This window comes from Pseudarthrobacter sp. fls2-241-R2A-168 (genome assembly GCF_030209335.1).
Lineage (GTDB): Bacteria > Actinomycetota > Actinomycetes > Actinomycetales > Micrococcaceae > Arthrobacter.
Genome location: NZ_JARVSG010000004.1, coordinates 206,962 through 222,676 on the forward strand (window position 1 = coordinate 206,962; position 15,715 = coordinate 222,676).

Genomic DNA, 15,715 nt, shown 5'->3' on the forward strand with positions numbered 1-15,715 from the left:
GGGGAACCACAGGTATGAGTCCATCAGGCGCGCGTTACTGCACCGTTACTGGTCCGGCCGGGGGTGGATGCGTGGCGGATGATGCGATGGGGTGAGCGTGCGGAGGCGGCAAGTGCCGCCGTCGTACACCCTGCTCTCTATGAAGGGAGCCTAAGCCGAAGCAGTCACACTGGTGCCCGCGCCTGCCTCGTGGGTTCCGGCGTCGATCGCCCCGGGGGAGAAGACCTTTCGCATCACCAGGGTGACCAGGCCCTGCGATGCGGAACGGTCCCCGGGATCGCCGGCCTCGATGGCCAGCCCGTCCGCGATGCGCTCCACCACTGTGGACATCACCGTGGCGCTGACCTGTTCGACGAAGGCCGGGACCGCGCCGATGATGCCGCCGATAACCAGCCGGTCCGGATTCAGTGTGGTGATGGTGGCGGACAGCGCCAGGCCCAGCACACGTGCGGCGGAGGTCAGTGCCGGCGTGACGGCGGGATCCCCGGCACGGCCGGCCTCGCTGAGCGCATTGAGGCTGGAGGGCCCGTGCCCGCCCAGGCGCTCTGCAATTGCGCGGCCCGAGCTGTACGCGGCCAGGCAGCCGTGGCGGCCGCACCGGCACAGCGGACCATCCTCCGCCATCCGGATGTGCCCGATGTCGCCGGCCGCGCCGCGGGCTCCGCGCAGGATGGACCCTTCCACCACTATGCCGCAGCCGATGCCCGTTCCCACTTTGACGTACACAACTGTTTCCGCGTCGCTGACGCGTTCGCCCAGCGCGGCCGCCCGGGCATCATTTTCGACGGCGAAGGGCACATTCCAGGCGTCCGTTACCGCCCGTGCCACGGCGTCGCGGGGCCAGCCGGGGATGGTGGTGGCGTGCGCAACGTAGCCCGTCTCCGCTTCAACCGGTGTGGGCAGGCTGACGCCCACCCCCACCAAAACCTCGCCGGACCCCTGGGCCAGCAGGGCTTTCCCGGCGTCAATGAGGGGTGCCAGCACGGACCCGGCCGGGCCACTGATGTCCTGGGTGCTGGTGATCGAGCGCAAGGCCTCGCCGCGGATATCCGTGACACACACCGTGGCATGCGTCTGGCCAAGGGCGATGGTCAGCACCACCCGGCCCCGGTCATCGAACCGGATCTTGCGCGAGCGGCGTCCGCCCGTGGCCTCCAAGGATTCGGCCTCGTAGATGAATCCACGGCGCAGCAGGCTCTCCAGCCGCTCGTACAAGGTGGCGCGGGACATGCCGGTGGCGGCCAGCAACTGCTGGCGGGACAACCCGCCGGTGGACCGGATCAGCTCCAGGAGGTGCCCGTGGGAGGTCGCCCCGCCCAGGCTCGCCGGCACCCGTTCCACCGTCATGTCGTCCTCCCGTTTTTCCTCAAAACAACTTACTTCATACCGGGAAGGAAGCGTGTGCCCTGATCCAGTCCCGTGCGAGCTGCTCAGCGGAGTCCTCCAGCAGGGCCGCGGCCTGCGCCATGCAGCGGGCAACGTCCGGTTCACGCTCGGTGAGGGCGTAGGCCTGGCTGATGCCCTTTTGGGCCAGTTCGCTGCGTCCCAGGTGCCGCTGCCCGCACACTGCCACCGTGGGAACACCCGCTTCCCACGCCGCCTGGGCGATGCCCGCCACCGCCTTGCCGTTGAGGGTCTGTTCATCAAGGCAGCCCTCCCCGGTCACCACCAGGTCGGCGCCGGTCAGGGCAGCCAGGGCATGGCGGTACCCCGCGATGTCCATCACCACATCGATCCCCGCCCTGGTGGTGGCACCCAGGATGCTTTGGGCGGCAAAGCCCAGGCCGCCGGCTGCCCCAGCACCCGGCACGTCCTCGGCACCGGCGGGAACCCCGGCTGCCTGCAGGACCTGCACGTAGTGCCGGAGTCCTTCTTCCAGCAGTTCCACGTCCGCCGCGGTAGCGCCCTTTTGCGGCGCATAGACGGCGGCGGCCCCGTTGGGACCCAGGAGCGGATTGTCCACATCCGCGGCCAGGATGATCCGGCAGCCGGCCAGCCGCGGATCAAGCGTGTCAAGGCCGACGGCGGCCAAGCCGGCCAGTGCCGAGCCGCCGCGTTCCAGCGGGGACCCGTCAGCCCGCGAGAGGTTGGCGCCGAGCGCCTGCAGGAAACCGGCGCCACCGTCCGTGGTTGCACTGCCGCCAAGGGCCAGGACAATGGTCCGGGCACCCGCATCAAGGGCCGCCCGGACCAGCTCGCCGGTGCCGAACGTGGTGGCGAACAGCGGATCGGGAACCCCCCCGGGAAGCTGAAGCAGCCCCGACGCCCGGGCCATTTCCACAACGGCTGTACCGTCGTCGCGGTTCAAGGCAAATGAGGATGCCACCCGCTGCCCGCCCGGTCCCGTGACCGTCGTCGTGATCTCCTCAAAACCCGCGTTCAGCGCCACCGCAACGGTGCCGTCACCGCCGTCGGCTATGGGAAGCGCCACCACGTCCGTCCCGGGACGGGCCTTTTTGATGCCTGAGGCCACTGCCGCGCAGACTTCGGCGGCCGTAAGGCTGCCCTTGAACTTGTCACACGCCACCAGCACTGTGGTCACGGGCGGCCCAGCCATTCCAGGGCAGCCGCCGCCGTCCATGCCTGGGCCAGGCTGCCCAGGGGCTCCGCCGTGAACGGCTCATAGTATTCGGCGAACGTGAGGTCGGACAGCTGCTGCAGGGACTCGGTGCGCAGAGCCTCGTACAGGTCCCGCTGCCCGTCGCGGGCGCTGGCCCAGCCCAGCAGCAGGTTCAGGAACGGCCAGACCGGGCCGCGCCAGTACGTCCGGGGCCTGAACGCCGCGCTGGCGGGCGAGGTGGACGGCGGCAGGGCAAACTTCATGCCGGGAAACCCCATCCAGTCCTTGCCCAGCAGCAGTTCGCGTTGGCTGGCCAGGAGTGCGGTGTCGCCGCCGGCCACCAGCGGCGCGAAACCGGAGACCGTTTCGGTGGAAATCCACTTGCCGGCCAGGACATCGTAGTCCCTGGCCAATCCCGTTTCCGGATCCACGGTGGATGCCACACCGCGACGGAAGCGCGCGGCCATTTCACGCAGTTCAGCGGCCTCGGGGCGGCCGATCTCCTGGGCCAGGGCGGCCAGGACCTCGGTGGACGCTGCCATGATTCCGGAGAAGAAGACGTCCCGAACCCGGAAGTCCACGATCTCCTGGACGGCCTGGTCATCAAAGCCCACGGACGCCATCTGCTGGACCAGCCACAGGTACTTTGCGTACTCGGCATCGTCCGGGCGCTCCCTAAGATCCGCCACGTGGAGGGTGTCCCGGCGCGTGAAGGGCTCCAGCTCGCCGGGCTGGATGGCCGCATACGGGCCGTCCCAGCGTGGTGAATTGTCAAAGCCCGATTCCCAGCCGTGGTGGATCTCCACCAGGCCCACCCCGTCCGGATCGCGGACCTCGGCCAGCCAGCGGTGCCAGGCCAGCCAGCCGTCGAAGGACTCGCGAAGGAACTCTTCTGCCGCCGCCTGGTCGCTGCCGCCGTTCTCCCGGCCCCGGTCCAGGATGTGCTGGAGGGCAATCACGTGCACGGGCGGCTGGCAGATGCCGCTGCTCTTGACACCCTCCGGGAGTGCCTCGGCGGTGGCCGTGCCCCAGCGGTCGAAGCCCGGGAAGTAGCGCTCTTCGTCGTCGCTGAACACAATATGGGGGATCATTCCGCTGGACCACTGCGCGGCCAGCAGGGTCCGCAGTTCGGTGATGGCGCGGGGTACGCTCACCCTGGCGAGGCCGATCGCGACGAACGCCGCATCCCAACTCCACATGTGGGGATAAAGGTCCGGCGCCGCCGTCGTCATGGTGCCCAGGTCGTTGCGCCGGAGCACTTCCATCGCCGCAGCGCGGAGCTCGTCGGTGCTGACGTTGGGGTGGGCGTTCATTTAGTTGGCCTCCAGTGCCATTGAGGTTTCGCGGTCGTAGAAGCGCATCGTGTTGGGGGAGAAGCCCAGCCAGATGGTCTGGTGCGGTGCGGTCCGAAAGCTCGGCGGGGCCTGGACCTTGAGGGTCTGGCCCTCCACGTCCACAGTGAGCAGGATGGTGGAGCCCATCGGTTCCACCACCAGCACCGTGGCGGCGATGTACCCGGACTCGCGGTCCTTGGCCACGGACACGTTTTCGGCCCGGACACCCAGGACGATGTTGTGGTTCCCGAAGGACCGGAGCAGGGACGGCGCCATGAGCCGCTGGTCCCCGACCACCAGTTCGCCGTCAGGGGTCACTGCGGCATCCACGAAGTTCATGGGCGGGGAGCCGATGAAGCCGCCCACGAAGCGGTCGCTCGGGGCGTCATAAACATCCAGCGGATCGCCGAGCTGGGCAATCCGGCCCTTGCGCATGACGGCAACCTGGTCGCCGAGGGAGAGTGCCTCGCTTTGGTCGTGGGTGACGTAGACCGTCGTGGTGCCGAGGTCCTGCACGATCTTCTTCAGCTCCGACCGGAAGTTCAGGCGCAGCAGGGCGTCAAGGTTGGACAGCGGCTCATCCATGAGCAGCACGTCCGCGTCCACCACGATGGCCCGGGCCACGGCCACCCTCTGGCGCTGGCCGCCGGAGAGCTTGGCCGGCAGCCGGTCCAGGTACGGGGTCAGCTGCAGCAGGTCCGCAGCCCACTGGACTTTCTTGTCGATTTGCTCCTTCGGCACCTTGGCCATCTGCAGCCCGAAGCCGATGTTGTAACGGACGGAGCGGTGCGGGAAAACGGCGTAGGACTGGAACACCATGGAGATGTTGCGCTTGTTCGGCGGCAGGTAGGTGACGTCGCGCCCGCCGATGGTGACCGCGCCGGAGTCGGGCAGTTCAAGCCCGGCCAGCATGCGCAGCAGCGTGGTCTTGCCGCAGCCGGACGGGCCCAGGAGCACCGTGAAGCTGCCGTCGGCAATGTGCAGGGAGACGTCGTCGGTGGCCCGTTCAGTGCCGCCTGGGTATGTCTTGACGAGGTTGGAAATGGTGATATCAGCCATGGGATCGGCTCCTTGGGGGATTCTGGAAGCTGGGAAGTTTGTGGATGCCGGGAGGACCCGGCTGGCCGGGTCAGCGGATGGTGGAGCCCCACATGTTGGTGAGGTAACGGCGCATAAAGGCGATGAAGATGATGGACGGGATCACCAGCGCGAAGCCGCCGGCAAACCGGTAGGCGAGGGGCGAATCGGCCAGCGAGGTGAGCACCTGGGCCGGCAGGGTGCGGTGGTCCAGGGTGAGGATCGATGCGCCGAGGACCTCGTTCCAGGACATCACGAACGTGAAAATCGAGGCGGCGGCGATGCCGGGAAGGGCCATGGGCATCACCACCCGCATGAAGGCGCTGAACGGGCTGCAGCCGAATACCCGGGCCGCCTCCTCTACGTCATGCGGGACGCCAAGGAACACGCTGGCGGATATGAGGATGGTGGTGGGCAGCGCCAGTGCGGTGTGCAGCAGGATCACGCCGTAGGTGGTGTCGTAGATGTCCACGGTGAGGAAGAGCCTGGCGAGCGGGACGGACAACACCACGATGGGCAGTGCGCGGGTGAAGAGCAGGAACAGCTGGTACGGCTCCTTGCCGGGAAAGGCGAACCGGGCCAGGGCGTAACCGGCCGGGACGCCGATCAGCGCGGAGAGCAGCAGGGTGCCGACGCCGACAATCAGCGAGTTGCCCAGTGCACCGAAGACGCCGGTGGAGCCAAGGAACGCGTTGAGCGTTTCCAACGAGAAGCTGGTGGGCAGCAGGCTCAGCGGGAACTTATTGAGGGATTCGCGGGTGGACAGCGCCGCCAGGGAGATCAGGTAGATGGGGACCAGCATGAACAGGGAGACGGCGAGGCAGGCGAGCTGCAGCAGGACCCTGTTCCGTTTCTGGCGCTTCAGCGGTGCGGTATCGACTGTTGCGTGGGCTGCGGTTGCCTGGCTCATCGCGTGCCTTCCTGGGTCTTGTCGCGGAGAGCCCGCAGGTAGAAGATGGACGTCAGCATGGACACAGCCAGGATCACCAAGGCCAGGGCGGCAGCGACATTGGGGTTCTGCAGCCCCGTGTACCAGCGGTAGGTTTCCCCCACCACCAGCGGAAAGTTCTGCCCGGTCAGGGCCTGTGCCACCGCGAACGTCTGGAACGCCAGGATGGTGCGGAGGATCAGGGCCACCTGGAGGCTGGGTTTCAGGAGGGGCAGGGTGACGTGGCGCAGGCGCTGCCAGAACGTTGCCCCGAATACCTGGGCGGCCTCGTCGTAGTCCTTCGGGATGCCCTGCAGGCCTGCGACGACGATCACCAGCACGAGCGAGGTTGCCCGCCACAGTTCTGCGATCAGGACGCAGATGAACATCGTGGTCTGGTTGTCATAGGCCAGCCAGGAGATGCCCTCGATGCCCAGCCATGACAGGGCCGAGTTCAGGTAGCCGCGGTCATTGAAGATGGAGAGCCACACCAGGCCGGCGGCGAGGTCGCTGAGAGCCAGGGGGATGGCCCAGACAAAGAAGTGGACTTTGTTCAGCCGCGGATTGGCGCGCAGGAGCAGCGCCATGGTGATGGCGAAGGCGAACTGGATGGGGATCATCACAGCGATCAGCAGCAGCGTGTTGCGCACGGCCGGCCAGAAGTACGGGTCCTGGACCATGCGGTTCACGAACTCGAGGGTGAAGCCTTGCTCGTTCCGGAAGGCTTGCAGGACGCCTTCCACCACAGGCCAGCCCAGGAGGAGGGTCATGAAGAGGACGGAGGGCCCGATCAGCCAGACCGCGGCCGGGACGCGGCGGCGCCGCGCGGGGGCGGCGGCTTTGGCGGGAGCCGGGGGCGCTTGGACGGTCATTACGCTACCTCGCATTTCGCGGAGACGGGATCGGGCGCCCAGCACGGGACGTTGAGTTCCTGGACGATGGTGTTAAGTTCCTTCGCCTGCCGGTCCAGGACAGGCTGGATGTCCTGGTTGTTCAGGCAGACTTCCTGGAAGACGTTCTTGAAGATCTGGGACACCTCACCCTCCTTGGCTCCCAGGCCCACTGGCGGCAATGCCAGCAGCGCGCCCTCGGACCGCTGCTGCAGCCGGACGGCGCCGGCTTCGAGGGCGATGGCGCCGGCCAGGTCCGTGGGGAGTTCGGTCTGGACGGTGGGGAAGAAGGCATTCTGCCGCAGGGTTTCCACCTGGGTCAGCGGTTCGGACAGGCCACGGATCACCTGTTCGGCCAATTCGCGTTCGGTTCCACCCGTGGGCAGGGCGAGGCCGGCCACGATCAGCATGTAGCCACGGCCTTTGGGGCCTTGGGGGGCAGGCACCATGAGCCACTCGCCGGGGTTGTCCGCAGGGGCCTTGATCAGCCGGGCCACGTGGTCCCACGCCACCAGCACTTCGCCCCGGCCCAGGGGTTCCTGCATGGCGTCGAAGTTGGTGGATGCAGGCACCATGTTGTCCCACAGGTCCTGCATGTATTTCCATGCTTCCACGGCGTCAGGGCTGCGGAACGTGGTGATCTGGCCGCCCGTGAAGCTGGGCAGCAGGAATCCCTGGTAGAAGCGGTGGTGCAGGCCCTTGGGGCCTGCCGGCATGCCGAACACGGGGCGTCCGGCGCCCTGCTTGGCTGCCTTGGCCCACGCCAGGTAGTCCTCATAGCTGAGGTTGTTGACGTCCACGCCGGACGGCAGCCATTCGAGGGCCTTCTTGTTAATGGCCACAACATAGGTTGCCTGCATCCAGGGGACGTACTTCGCCGAGGACGTGCCCGCCTTGGTTAGTTCCAGGATCTCCTTGGCGAACCCGCGGCCGGCCAGGTCCGAGAGGATGCTGTCCACGTTCTCCAGCGAACCTGCCAGCGGCGCCAGCTCACCGTGTAGCCCGCCGAGCAGCGAGGTGCGGATGTTCTGGGCGGACGTCTGGGTTTTCACCGTGGAGGCGAAGACGCTGGGATCGACCGCGTTATAGGCGACGGGCACCCGGAGGGATTTCTTCAGGACTTGCTCATAGCGCTGCTTTTCCTCGACAGGCGTGAACTGCGTGGACAGGAAACTCACGGTTCCGCTGCCGGCGGCTGCTCCGCTGGTATCGAAGCCTGCACATGCGGACAGGAAAGGGGCCGAGAGGGCTGCCCCCAGGCCGGCCAGCAGCATGCTGCGGCGGGAGGGCAGGTGGTTTGGGGAGGGGAATTGGTGGTTCATGCACTACTCCATTCGAGTGCGCGGCTCTGCGGCACTTTCGTTTAAGCATTGGACAGAAGTTGGAATGTGTCAAGGGTCACGACGTATTGAGGGTGCGGCCGCCCTCCCCGGCGGTGCCCGGCTGCGGCCGCATGGCACCGCGTACGGTTCCAGGAGACTCCGGCCACCGAACGGCCTCACGGGGTTTCATTCCCCACCCGCTCCCTACCTCGCAAGCTCGGCCAGGGAACCCTGCAGGCGTGGCCCCAGGCTCAACCAAGGGCCGGTGGGTACAATCGACGCCTAGACGAACGAACACTGCTTTGCCGGAGGTACGGAGAAACAATGTCGGAATGGCTCGAAGTCGGCGCGAACAACTATGTGCTGGTCACCGAAGGATCGCTGCTGAACACCGGACTGATCGTGGGATCCGAGCGGGCCATGGTGATCGATACCGGCTGCGGCCCCCGGCAGGGGCGGGAGATCCTGGACGCGGTGCGGGAGAAGACCCAGCTGCCGCTCGTCGTCGTCAACACCCACGCGCATTACGACCACTTCTTCGGCAACGCCGTGTTTGCTGAAGCCGGCGTCACGGAGTTTTGGGCGCACCAGAACTGCGCCACTGAAATCGACTCACGCGGGGACCTCCAGCGCCGCTTCGTGGGGACGCTGGAGCCGGAGATGTCCACGGGCGAGGGCGAGAACGTGGAGCTCGTGGTTCCCAACGCCCTGGTGAAGGACCAGCCCGTGCTGGTTGATCTCGGCGGGCTCACCGCCACCCTGTTCTACCTGGGCCGCGGCCATACCGACGGCGACCTGCTGGTGGGCACCCCCACCACCCTGTACGTGGGTGACCTGGTGGAGCAGGGCGCCCACCCGTCCTTCGAAGACTCGTACCCGGAGGAGTGGGCGGACGCGCTCCGGCACATCTCGGCGCTCCGCCACCGCTACGAGTTCCTGATCCCGGGGCACGGGAAGCCGTGCAGCGACCAGTTCGTCAAGACCATGGCCAACACCATGACCACCGCGGTCCGCCAGGCCCGCGGGTCCATCCGGGACACCCCGGACGATGCCACCAAGGCCATCCCGGTGCTGCCCTACGGGCCGGAACAGTCGCGTTGGTTCATCAAGCGGCTGCAGGAGACCCGCCGGGAGAACTAGGCGGGATAGGCCCCGGTGCGGCAGAGGCTGTCCAAATAGTCAGCCAAAGCAAGAGGTTCGCCTTCGGGGCCGGCAATCATCAGGCTCCCGTGCGGGGTGAGGACCAAACCATCGCCGCGGGGTTCTTCCGCAACTTTCAGGGCGCGGATGAACTGCTCATAGCTGTCAGCCACGCTCGGGCAGCTGACAGGCACCAGCCTGTGGGCGTTGCCTGTGACCTGCACGGGATGGTTGCGGGCCAACCGGCCTGAGCCGTCCAGCACCACCTCCGCCACGGCCATGTTGGAGGCCGTTTCCGCCCGGGCACCTTCCAGTTCCAGCCTGCCCAGGACGTAGGCGGGAGCCCATTGCCGCCCGTGGGGGTCGGTGACGGGGATGGGCCTCACTCCGGCGGCCCGAAGCGTCGCCACCACCGTTCCAACAAGCTCAGCCAGGCGCGGTTCCACCCGCATCCGCAATTGGTGGCCGGAAACCGGGAGCAAATCGACGAGGGACGGCGGGGTGGCATCGTGCCGGTGGAAAGCACGTCCGAAAAAGCCTCCCGAAATCGCCACGCCGGTCTCCTGTTCCAAGCCACGCTGCCGGCGGCTTCACACCAGAGTGAGGTGCGCCGCGGCCCGCTGTCCAGCACTTGGTGCCCTAAACGTGTTTGTTGCGGCTCAAGAGTTGGGCGCGGCCGGGAGGAACCTGGAAAAGGGAATGCCCCTGTCCCGGGTAGTGGGGGCAGGGGCATTCAGTGGTTGGTGGAGTCAGCTGGCTGCTGAGGCGCCGGGCTCCAAGGTGAACTGCTTGGGCAGCTTCAGGGACCGCTCGGCCATGACCTCGCGCAGGCGGTTGGGGTAATCGGTGATCAGTCCATCCACGCCGGTGTCCATGAGGGCGCGCATGGTGGGCTTGTCATCGACCGTCCAGGGGATGACCTGCATGCCTTTGGCGTGGGCGCGGTTCACCATGTCGGCCGTGACGTAGGGGACGTATCCTGCGTCGGTGACGGTGCCGTTCTGGGGTGTGCCGTGAACAGGGGAGATGGCGTCCACGCCGAGGGAAGCGGCTGAGTCCACCAGGTCACCGCCGAAGTCATCCGAGTCGATCCCGCCGAGCCACGGTGAGGCTTCGGGCTTGCCGGCCTGCAGGAAGTCCTTGTTGGTCAGGGCGACGGTGCGGATGCCGGGCTGGCGTTCCTTGACCAGGCGCAGTGAGCCCCAGTCGAAGCTCTGGATGGAGACGCGGCCGGCCATGTTCGCGGCGTTGATCTCCCGCAGTGCGACGTCCACGAACTGCTCGCGCGGTGCCGTCTGCTCCGGGGCGCCCGCTTCGACTTTGGTTTCGATGTTGAACTTGACCTGGCTGGCACGGTACTGCCGGGTGAGGTCGAAGACCTCGGCGAGTGTGGGCATTTTGGCGCCGGGGGAGGCCTGCTGGCCCGGGAACTGGGGCAGGGTCAGCGACCCGCAGTCCAGGCTGCGGACCTGGGCGAAGGTGAGGTCCTTGATGTATTTGCCCACGTAGGGAAACTGCGGATCTGCCGGGGTGACCGGGGCGGTGTCCTGGCACTTCTGGCCGCTGATCTTGCGGTCATGGGTGATGACTTCGCGGCCGTCCCTGGTGATCTGCAGGTCGAGTTCGAGGGTGGAGACGCCTGTCTCGAGGCCCTTGGCGAAGGAGGCCAGGGTGGATTCGACGGTGAGGCCGAGCCCGCCGCGGTGCGCCTGCAGGTCGAAATGGTTGTCCGTGCCGTTGGGGTTGGTGTCCGCTGCGTGGGCGGGAAGGGATGTTCCCAGGGCCAGGCCGGCAGCGAGTGCAGCCGCGGTCAGCAGCTTGGTGTGCTTCATGGTGAATTCTCCACGTTGATGTCATCGGTAATGAGCACGCACCACTGTTCACCTGAGTGCCGTACTGAATGAGTCCGGCAGGCAGCGAACACATGACACCGCGGTGAACGTGAGGCGACCCGGGGCGCCCTGCGCAGGCCCGTACCTTAATGAGGTGGGCGTACGACGGCGGCCGCGCGCCGCCGTCGTACGCCTTGCGCGGAGAGCGTCCTCGCTTAGTCCGCTGCATCCGCCGGGCGCGGAGAGGAGGCGGAGTCCATTCGCAGCCCGCTGAACGCTGTCCCGGCCCCGGCCAGGAAAATCAGGACGGCCAGGTAGACCGGGCCGAGGTGCCCAAGCGTGGCCAGGCCCCACGGGTAGTGTGCGGGGACTGCGACGGCGAGCCCGGCAACTGTGATGACGACGGCTGTGGTGAAGGCCCACCGTTCTCCGCGGCGCACCCCGAACCAGGCGAGGCCGGCTAGGGCCAGCCCGGTGGCGGCGATAAAACCGCTGAGGGCGATGTGCAGGTGGCTGATGTAGTGAAACAGCTGTGGGCTGAACGCCTCCACGTCCGCCTTGGTCTTGTCCACTTCATCGGGCCCGATGCCCAACTCCAGGAAGGTGCCGGCGAAGTTGAGCGCCAGGAAGACCGCGGCGTATGCCACGAAGGCCAGCCCGGCCAGTGCCATGAGGCCGGCTCCCGTCCGGAGGCGGGACTGCTTCGCCGGGGGAGTTGCTTGGATGGCAGGCATAGCCACCACGGCCTTTCCTGATCAAGTAGGTACGTGAATCAGAAGGCCAGATCTGGGGCCTGTCAAGAGGGCTTCGGCGGCTCCTTCTGCCTCAACTTGCCGGGCGCCTGATCTTTTCGGGCAGGGATAGTTGGGTTGCCTGAACCCTGCTGGCCATACCGTAGAAGGGAAGGGGAGGATGCCGTGCAGGAATGGAACCGGGCCGTTGAGCTCATTGAGGCGGACCTGACCGCGCCGGTCGACGTCGGCGGGCTGGCCCGCGTCGCGCTCACCTCGGAGTACCACTTCCGGCGGATGTTCGCCTCGCTGGCCGGCATGCCCGTCTCCGAGTACATCCGGCGCCGGAAACTCACGGCGGCGACGGCCGAAATCATTGCCGGCCAGGGGGTGCTGGACGTCGCAACACGGTACGGGTACGGGTCCGCCGAGGCGTTCACCCGCGCCTTCAAAGCCATGCATGGGCTTAGCCCCTCACAGGCACGCCGCCCCGGCGCCGTGCTCCACTCACAACCGCAATTGAGATTCCATCTTCGAATTGAAGGGAGCGCAGGCATGAAACACCAGATCGTCAAGAAGGAAGCCTTCCGCCTGATTGGCCTCAGGACACGGATCCGGCTCATCTATGAAGGACCCAACCCAGGCATAGAGGCGTTCGAGCGGGGACTGGACCCCTCGGTGCGGCCACGCCTGGCCGAGCTGTCCGACACCGAGCCGCTCGGTCTCGTGGCGGTCACCGAGAACATCGAGGAGCCGGGAACCGAGGGGAGCGAACTGGATTACTGGCGTGCCGCGGCATCGTCGCAGCCGGTGCCGGAAGGATTTGACTCCAAGGAAGTCCCGGCCGGCCTGTGGGTGGTCTTCGAGACTGAGGGAAAATTCCCCGAGGCCCTGCAAAAGCTGTGGGCCGACGCCGCCGCCGAGTGGTTCCCCGCCAACCCCTACCTATGGGCGCCAGGACCACAACTGCTGACCGTCCAGCCGGAACCGGACGGTTCGAGGGGCCGCGGACAGCTGTGGCTACCGATCGAAGCGAAAACTACTCCGCCTGCCGCCTAGCAGCGCCAGCGTACGGGCTGGTGCTGCCAGGCGGCCGGCAGAGTCCTTGAATCCCAGGGACGGGTGGAAGCGCTGGCGCTTTAGCGACCTGTCAGGGCTGGCTGTGCTTTTGCATGGTCATCCTGCGGGGTTTCCACCGAGCCGACCATCGCCAGGCTCAGCTCCTGCGGACCGGTCACGGTAAGGGTTACCGCCGCGACCGTGATGGGCAGCGGAACCGCCATGATGCCCTGTTGGCCGGAGATTTCCAGCACTCCGGCGTCGATGAGGACGCGGACGTCTGTCCCCTCAGCAACCGGGAGGAATACCCCGGTGAAGTCGGCGTTTCCGGGCGCCGTCACCTCCAGGCCGGCCCCGTTGTGGCGAAGCGCGGCCAGCTGGCCGTCCGGGCTCCCGAAGCAGATGACCGTCCCAGCGGCGACTGTACAGCGAAGGTCCGCGCCGCCGTCGAGCACGGTTTCATAGGCACCGCCGCCCAACTGCTCCACGCGCGCGGTCTGCGTGTAGTTGGCGAGGTCGGCGTGGGGTGTGGCCACCAGGGTGTCGCCGTCCAAGGTGAGTGTGTGCGGGACGCTGAGGGCGCTGGCCCACTGGCCGTCGGGGCTGATGACGCCGCGGACCCAGAAGATCAGTGCCGGCACACCGTCCTTGTCCCGGAAGAAGGAGGGCGCGTAGTAGCTCTTGCCGTAGCTGAGCTGGCCCCAGGAACGTGCAGTGAACGTGCCGTCGGAGTAGGTGCCCACCCCGTAGGCCACGTAGTGCAGGACATCGTCCTCCCAAATGGACGTGACCAGCACGTGCGAGCCATCAATCTCGAACAGCTGCGGGCACTCCCACATGGTGCCGGTCCACACCGGTTCCATCTCAGCGCCGGAACGCTGCGCGGCGATGCCGTCCAGGGTCCACTGCTTCAAATCAGGGGAACTGTAGGAGACGGCGGCTGCCGTGCCGCCCTCAAGCCCGGCGCCCACGAACATGCGCCACTGCCCGCCGTCGCGAAACACGAACGGGTCCCGGTAGGCCACCACGCCCAGCTCGGGGGCGGTCATCAGCTTTCCGCCCTTGGCCCAGCTGTTCCAGGAAGCGTCGTCCGGGGTGGCGGTCCGCACGGTGCCGATGCCGAGGTCCGGCTCGGTGACGGAAGTGTAGAACATGGTGGCGGCGCCACCGGCGTCGGTCACGATGGAACCCGACCAGACGCCGTCGTCCCCGTCACCCGGGGCGATGGCGACACCCTGCTCCGTCCAGGCGACCATGTCCGGGGACGTGGCATGGCCCCAGTGGCAGTTGGACGCCCAGGTGGTGCGGCCGGGGACGTACTGGTAGAAGAGGTGGTACTGGCCGTCCTTCCACGTAACGCCCAGGGGATCGTTGATCCATCCCTCGGCGGCAGTGAAGTGGAAGGCGGGCCGCAGTTCGTGCGCATTCATGCTGGTCCTCGTGGTTGCGGTAGGAATGGTCAGGAGACCGGGACGCTGTTGGCGGCGTGGAACCTTTGCCGGATGTCCCGGGCCTGCTCCGCGTTGGCCTTTTCCCACTGGTCTATTTCGGCCCGCCGCTCGTTCCGGACGGCGTCACGGGCCTCCGTGAATTTCTGCATCCGCTCGGCGGCCGCGTCACGGGCAGCCTGCTGCGCGGGCGTCAGCTCCGGCAGCGGGAGTTCTTCCACCTGGTCCCGCGGGCGCAGCGGCAGCCGATCCTCCACGGCGTCGATGTCCAGGACGGGAGAGGGAAGCGTCTGGTACCAGTAGGCGGTGGAAGACCAGTCATCGGAGAGGTGGTTGGCGTGGCCGTGCTCGAACGTGACTTTGATGCGCTTCTGGAACCGGATGGGATCGGTCATGTGGAAGCGGTAGCTGTGGTGGAAGCCTGGCACATTTTCCTCATGGACCATGGTGCCGTTCATGAGGAAGGCGTTGTGCTGCATTCCCCAGGCGTGGCCGAAGTAGTCCTCCATGCCGGTGCCGTGGAGGCTGGGCGGCCAGGTGTCGTCATCGATGAAGATCATGTCATCGCCCTCGCCCCACCAGGAGCCCTGGAAATGCCGCACGGCCAGGTTGCAGCCCACGTAGTGGCCCTGGCCCTCGGTCTCAAGCACAACGTAGTTGTCCTCGCCGGTGAGGTTGGGGATGGCCACTTCGATGCTGTTAGTCTGCAGGTCCGGGCCCCAGCCGGCGTTGGGCTTTTGCCGGCGCCAGTGGGCGTGGAAGTACGCGGTGTCTTCCGGGAGGGGCTCGGTGTACAGCTCGTAGTCAATGTAGAAGTACTGCAGGTAGGGGATATCGTTCTGGTTTTCGACGACGATCCGGGCCCGTGAGTTGAACGGCATCTCGAAGTAGCTGTTGAAGGCCGCGCTGCCGCCGAAGGTGTTCAGTTCAGGTTCTTTGGCGGAGACGGAGAGCGGCAGCGAGTCGTAGGAGCCGGAGAGCGAGTTGAGCAGGCCGAAGAAGTCGCCCAAGGGTGCGATGACACTCGGGGTTTCCTGGTCATCCCAGTACATTTTCAGGACGATCTTGCGGTAATAGTCCGGGTCCACCACTTCCCAGCTGACACCCAGGGCGTTGTGGATTTCCAGCATGGGGACACCCACCAGTTCCGGTGAGATCTGTCCCGGCCCCGGCTGGATGCGGCAGGACTGGGTCATCCAGATGTGGGTGATGGCGCCGGGGCCTTCGAGGTCCGCCAGGACGCGTTCCTCTCCGGGCATGATGATCCAGTTGTCCCGGTTGCGGCCGGTCTGGTCCCAGCTGGAGGCTCGGGCGGTGCGGGCCGTGGAGAGCTTGGTCAGGCTTGAGAGCAGGCCGGAGCGCGGCGATGTTGCCATGGTAGATGTACCTTTCAA

The 15,715-nt window shown here is 66.7% G+C and carries 14 protein-coding genes; 2 read left to right on the plus strand and 12 right to left on the minus strand.

Going from position 1 to position 15,715, the window contains the following annotated elements; all coding sequences use genetic code 11:
• Positions 1–150: 150 nt before the first annotated feature.
• The 7 genes from QRN11_RS02895 to QRN11_RS02925 all read right to left on the minus strand — a co-directional run bounded on the left by QRN11_RS02895 (position 151) and on the right by QRN11_RS02925 (position 8,111).
• Complete coding sequence (locus tag QRN11_RS02895) at positions 151–1,347, minus strand: ROK family transcriptional regulator (protein ID WP_285249802.1); 1,197 nt, start codon at positions 1,345–1,347, stop codon at positions 151–153.
• A 34-nt stretch (positions 1,348–1,381) separates the two neighbouring features.
• Entirely contained in the window at positions 1,382–2,542 is a 1,161-nt protein-coding gene (locus QRN11_RS02900; RefSeq protein ID WP_285249803.1) for a glycerate kinase, read from the minus strand.
• Positions 2,539–3,873: a glucosylglycerate hydrolase gene (gene ggh, locus QRN11_RS02905; RefSeq protein WP_285249804.1), complete on the minus strand. Its 1,335-nt coding sequence runs from the start codon at positions 3,871–3,873 to the stop codon at positions 2,539–2,541. The genes QRN11_RS02900 and ggh overlap by 4 nt, the downstream gene beginning before the upstream one ends.
• Positions 3,874–4,953: an ABC transporter ATP-binding protein gene (locus tag QRN11_RS02910; protein WP_285249805.1), complete on the minus strand. Its 1,080-nt coding sequence runs from the start codon at positions 4,951–4,953 to the stop codon at positions 3,874–3,876.
• A 70-nt stretch (positions 4,954–5,023) separates the two neighbouring features.
• Positions 5,024–5,881 (minus strand): carbohydrate ABC transporter permease, encoded by an 858-nt coding sequence (locus QRN11_RS02915; protein ID WP_285249806.1) that lies wholly within the window; start codon positions 5,879–5,881, stop codon positions 5,024–5,026.
• Entirely contained in the window at positions 5,878–6,771 is an 894-nt protein-coding gene (locus tag QRN11_RS02920; RefSeq protein ID WP_142056925.1) for a carbohydrate ABC transporter permease, read from the minus strand. Before QRN11_RS02920 ends, QRN11_RS02915 begins: the two co-directional genes overlap by 4 nt.
• The gene (locus QRN11_RS02925) at positions 6,771–8,111 is read right to left on the minus strand and encodes an ABC transporter substrate-binding protein (protein ID WP_285249807.1); all 1,341 of its coding nucleotides are present in this window, start codon (positions 8,109–8,111) and stop codon (positions 6,771–6,773) included. The genes QRN11_RS02920 and QRN11_RS02925 overlap by 1 nt, the downstream gene beginning before the upstream one ends.
• 324 nt (positions 8,112–8,435) lie before the next feature.
• On the opposite strand from QRN11_RS02925, the gene QRN11_RS02930 reads away from it, so the two are divergent.
• Positions 8,436–9,251 carry an MBL fold metallo-hydrolase gene (locus tag QRN11_RS02930; RefSeq protein WP_285249808.1) on the plus strand — a complete coding sequence of 272 codons (816 nt, stop codon included), beginning with the start codon at positions 8,436–8,438 and terminating at the stop codon, positions 9,249–9,251.
• Here QRN11_RS02930 and QRN11_RS02935 read toward each other — a convergent pair.
• From QRN11_RS02935 to QRN11_RS02945, 3 genes are all read right to left on the minus strand, one after another.
• Positions 9,248–9,805 (minus strand): hypothetical protein, encoded by a 558-nt coding sequence (locus QRN11_RS02935; RefSeq protein WP_285249809.1) that lies wholly within the window; start codon positions 9,803–9,805, stop codon positions 9,248–9,250. The genes QRN11_RS02930 and QRN11_RS02935 overlap by 4 nt on opposite strands.
• 195 nt (positions 9,806–10,000) lie before the next feature.
• Positions 10,001–11,083: a glycerophosphodiester phosphodiesterase family protein gene (locus QRN11_RS02940; protein WP_285249810.1), complete on the minus strand. Its 1,083-nt coding sequence runs from the start codon at positions 11,081–11,083 to the stop codon at positions 10,001–10,003.
• 215 nt (positions 11,084–11,298) lie between these two features.
• Complete coding sequence (locus QRN11_RS02945) at positions 11,299–11,817, minus strand: hypothetical protein (RefSeq protein WP_285249988.1); 519 nt, start codon at positions 11,815–11,817, stop codon at positions 11,299–11,301.
• 183 nt (positions 11,818–12,000) lie between these two features.
• Here QRN11_RS02945 and QRN11_RS02950 point away from each other — a divergent pair, with 183 nt between their 5' ends.
• Positions 12,001–12,873, plus strand: a complete 873-nt coding sequence (locus tag QRN11_RS02950; RefSeq protein ID WP_285249811.1) for an AraC family transcriptional regulator — start codon at positions 12,001–12,003, stop codon at positions 12,871–12,873.
• Between the two features lie 80 nt (positions 12,874–12,953).
• Here QRN11_RS02950 and QRN11_RS02955 read toward each other — a convergent pair whose 3' ends face one another.
• Together QRN11_RS02955 and QRN11_RS02960 are read right to left on the minus strand one after the other, a co-directional pair.
• A complete protein-coding gene (locus tag QRN11_RS02955; protein ID WP_285249812.1) occupies positions 12,954–14,303 on the minus strand; it encodes a glycoside hydrolase family 32 protein in 1,350 nt (449 codons plus the stop codon).
• A 29-nt stretch (positions 14,304–14,332) separates the two neighbouring features.
• The gene (locus QRN11_RS02960; protein WP_285249813.1) at positions 14,333–15,697 is read right to left on the minus strand and encodes a glycoside hydrolase family 172 protein; all 1,365 of its coding nucleotides are present in this window, start codon (positions 15,695–15,697) and stop codon (positions 14,333–14,335) included.
• Positions 15,698–15,715 lie beyond the last annotated feature (18 nt).

Bases quoted from the DNA above. Each gene is read 5' to 3' on its own strand.
- QRN11_RS02925 (WP_285249807.1), bottom strand. From the start codon at position 8,111: ATGAACCACCAATTCCCCTCCCCAAACCACCTGCCCTCCCGCCGCAGC.
- QRN11_RS02960 (WP_285249813.1), bottom strand. From the start codon at position 15,697: ATGGCAACATCGCCGCGCTCCGGCCTGCTCTCAAGCCTGACCAAGCTC.
- QRN11_RS02930 (WP_285249808.1), top strand. From the start codon at position 8,436: ATGTCGGAATGGCTCGAAGTCGGCGCGAACAACTATGTGCTGGTCACC.
- QRN11_RS02945 (WP_285249988.1), bottom strand. From the start codon at position 11,817: ATGCCTGCCATCCAAGCAACTCCCCCGGCGAAGCAGTCCCGCCTCCGG.
- QRN11_RS02915 (WP_285249806.1), bottom strand. From the start codon at position 5,881: ATGAGCCAGGCAACCGCAGCCCACGCAACAGTCGATACCGCACCGCTG.
- ggh (WP_285249804.1), bottom strand. From the start codon at position 3,873: ATGAACGCCCACCCCAACGTCAGCACCGACGAGCTCCGCGCTGCGGCG.
- QRN11_RS02910 (WP_285249805.1), bottom strand. From the start codon at position 4,953: ATGGCTGATATCACCATTTCCAACCTCGTCAAGACATACCCAGGCGGC.
- QRN11_RS02940 (WP_285249810.1), bottom strand. From the start codon at position 11,083: ATGAAGCACACCAAGCTGCTGACCGCGGCTGCACTCGCTGCCGGCCTG.
- QRN11_RS02895 (WP_285249802.1), bottom strand. From the start codon at position 1,347: ATGACGGTGGAACGGGTGCCGGCGAGCCTGGGCGGGGCGACCTCCCAC.
- QRN11_RS02920 (WP_142056925.1), bottom strand. From the start codon at position 6,771: ATGACCGTCCAAGCGCCCCCGGCTCCCGCCAAAGCCGCCGCCCCCGCG.
- QRN11_RS02955 (WP_285249812.1), bottom strand. From the start codon at position 14,303: ATGAATGCGCACGAACTGCGGCCCGCCTTCCACTTCACTGCCGCCGAG.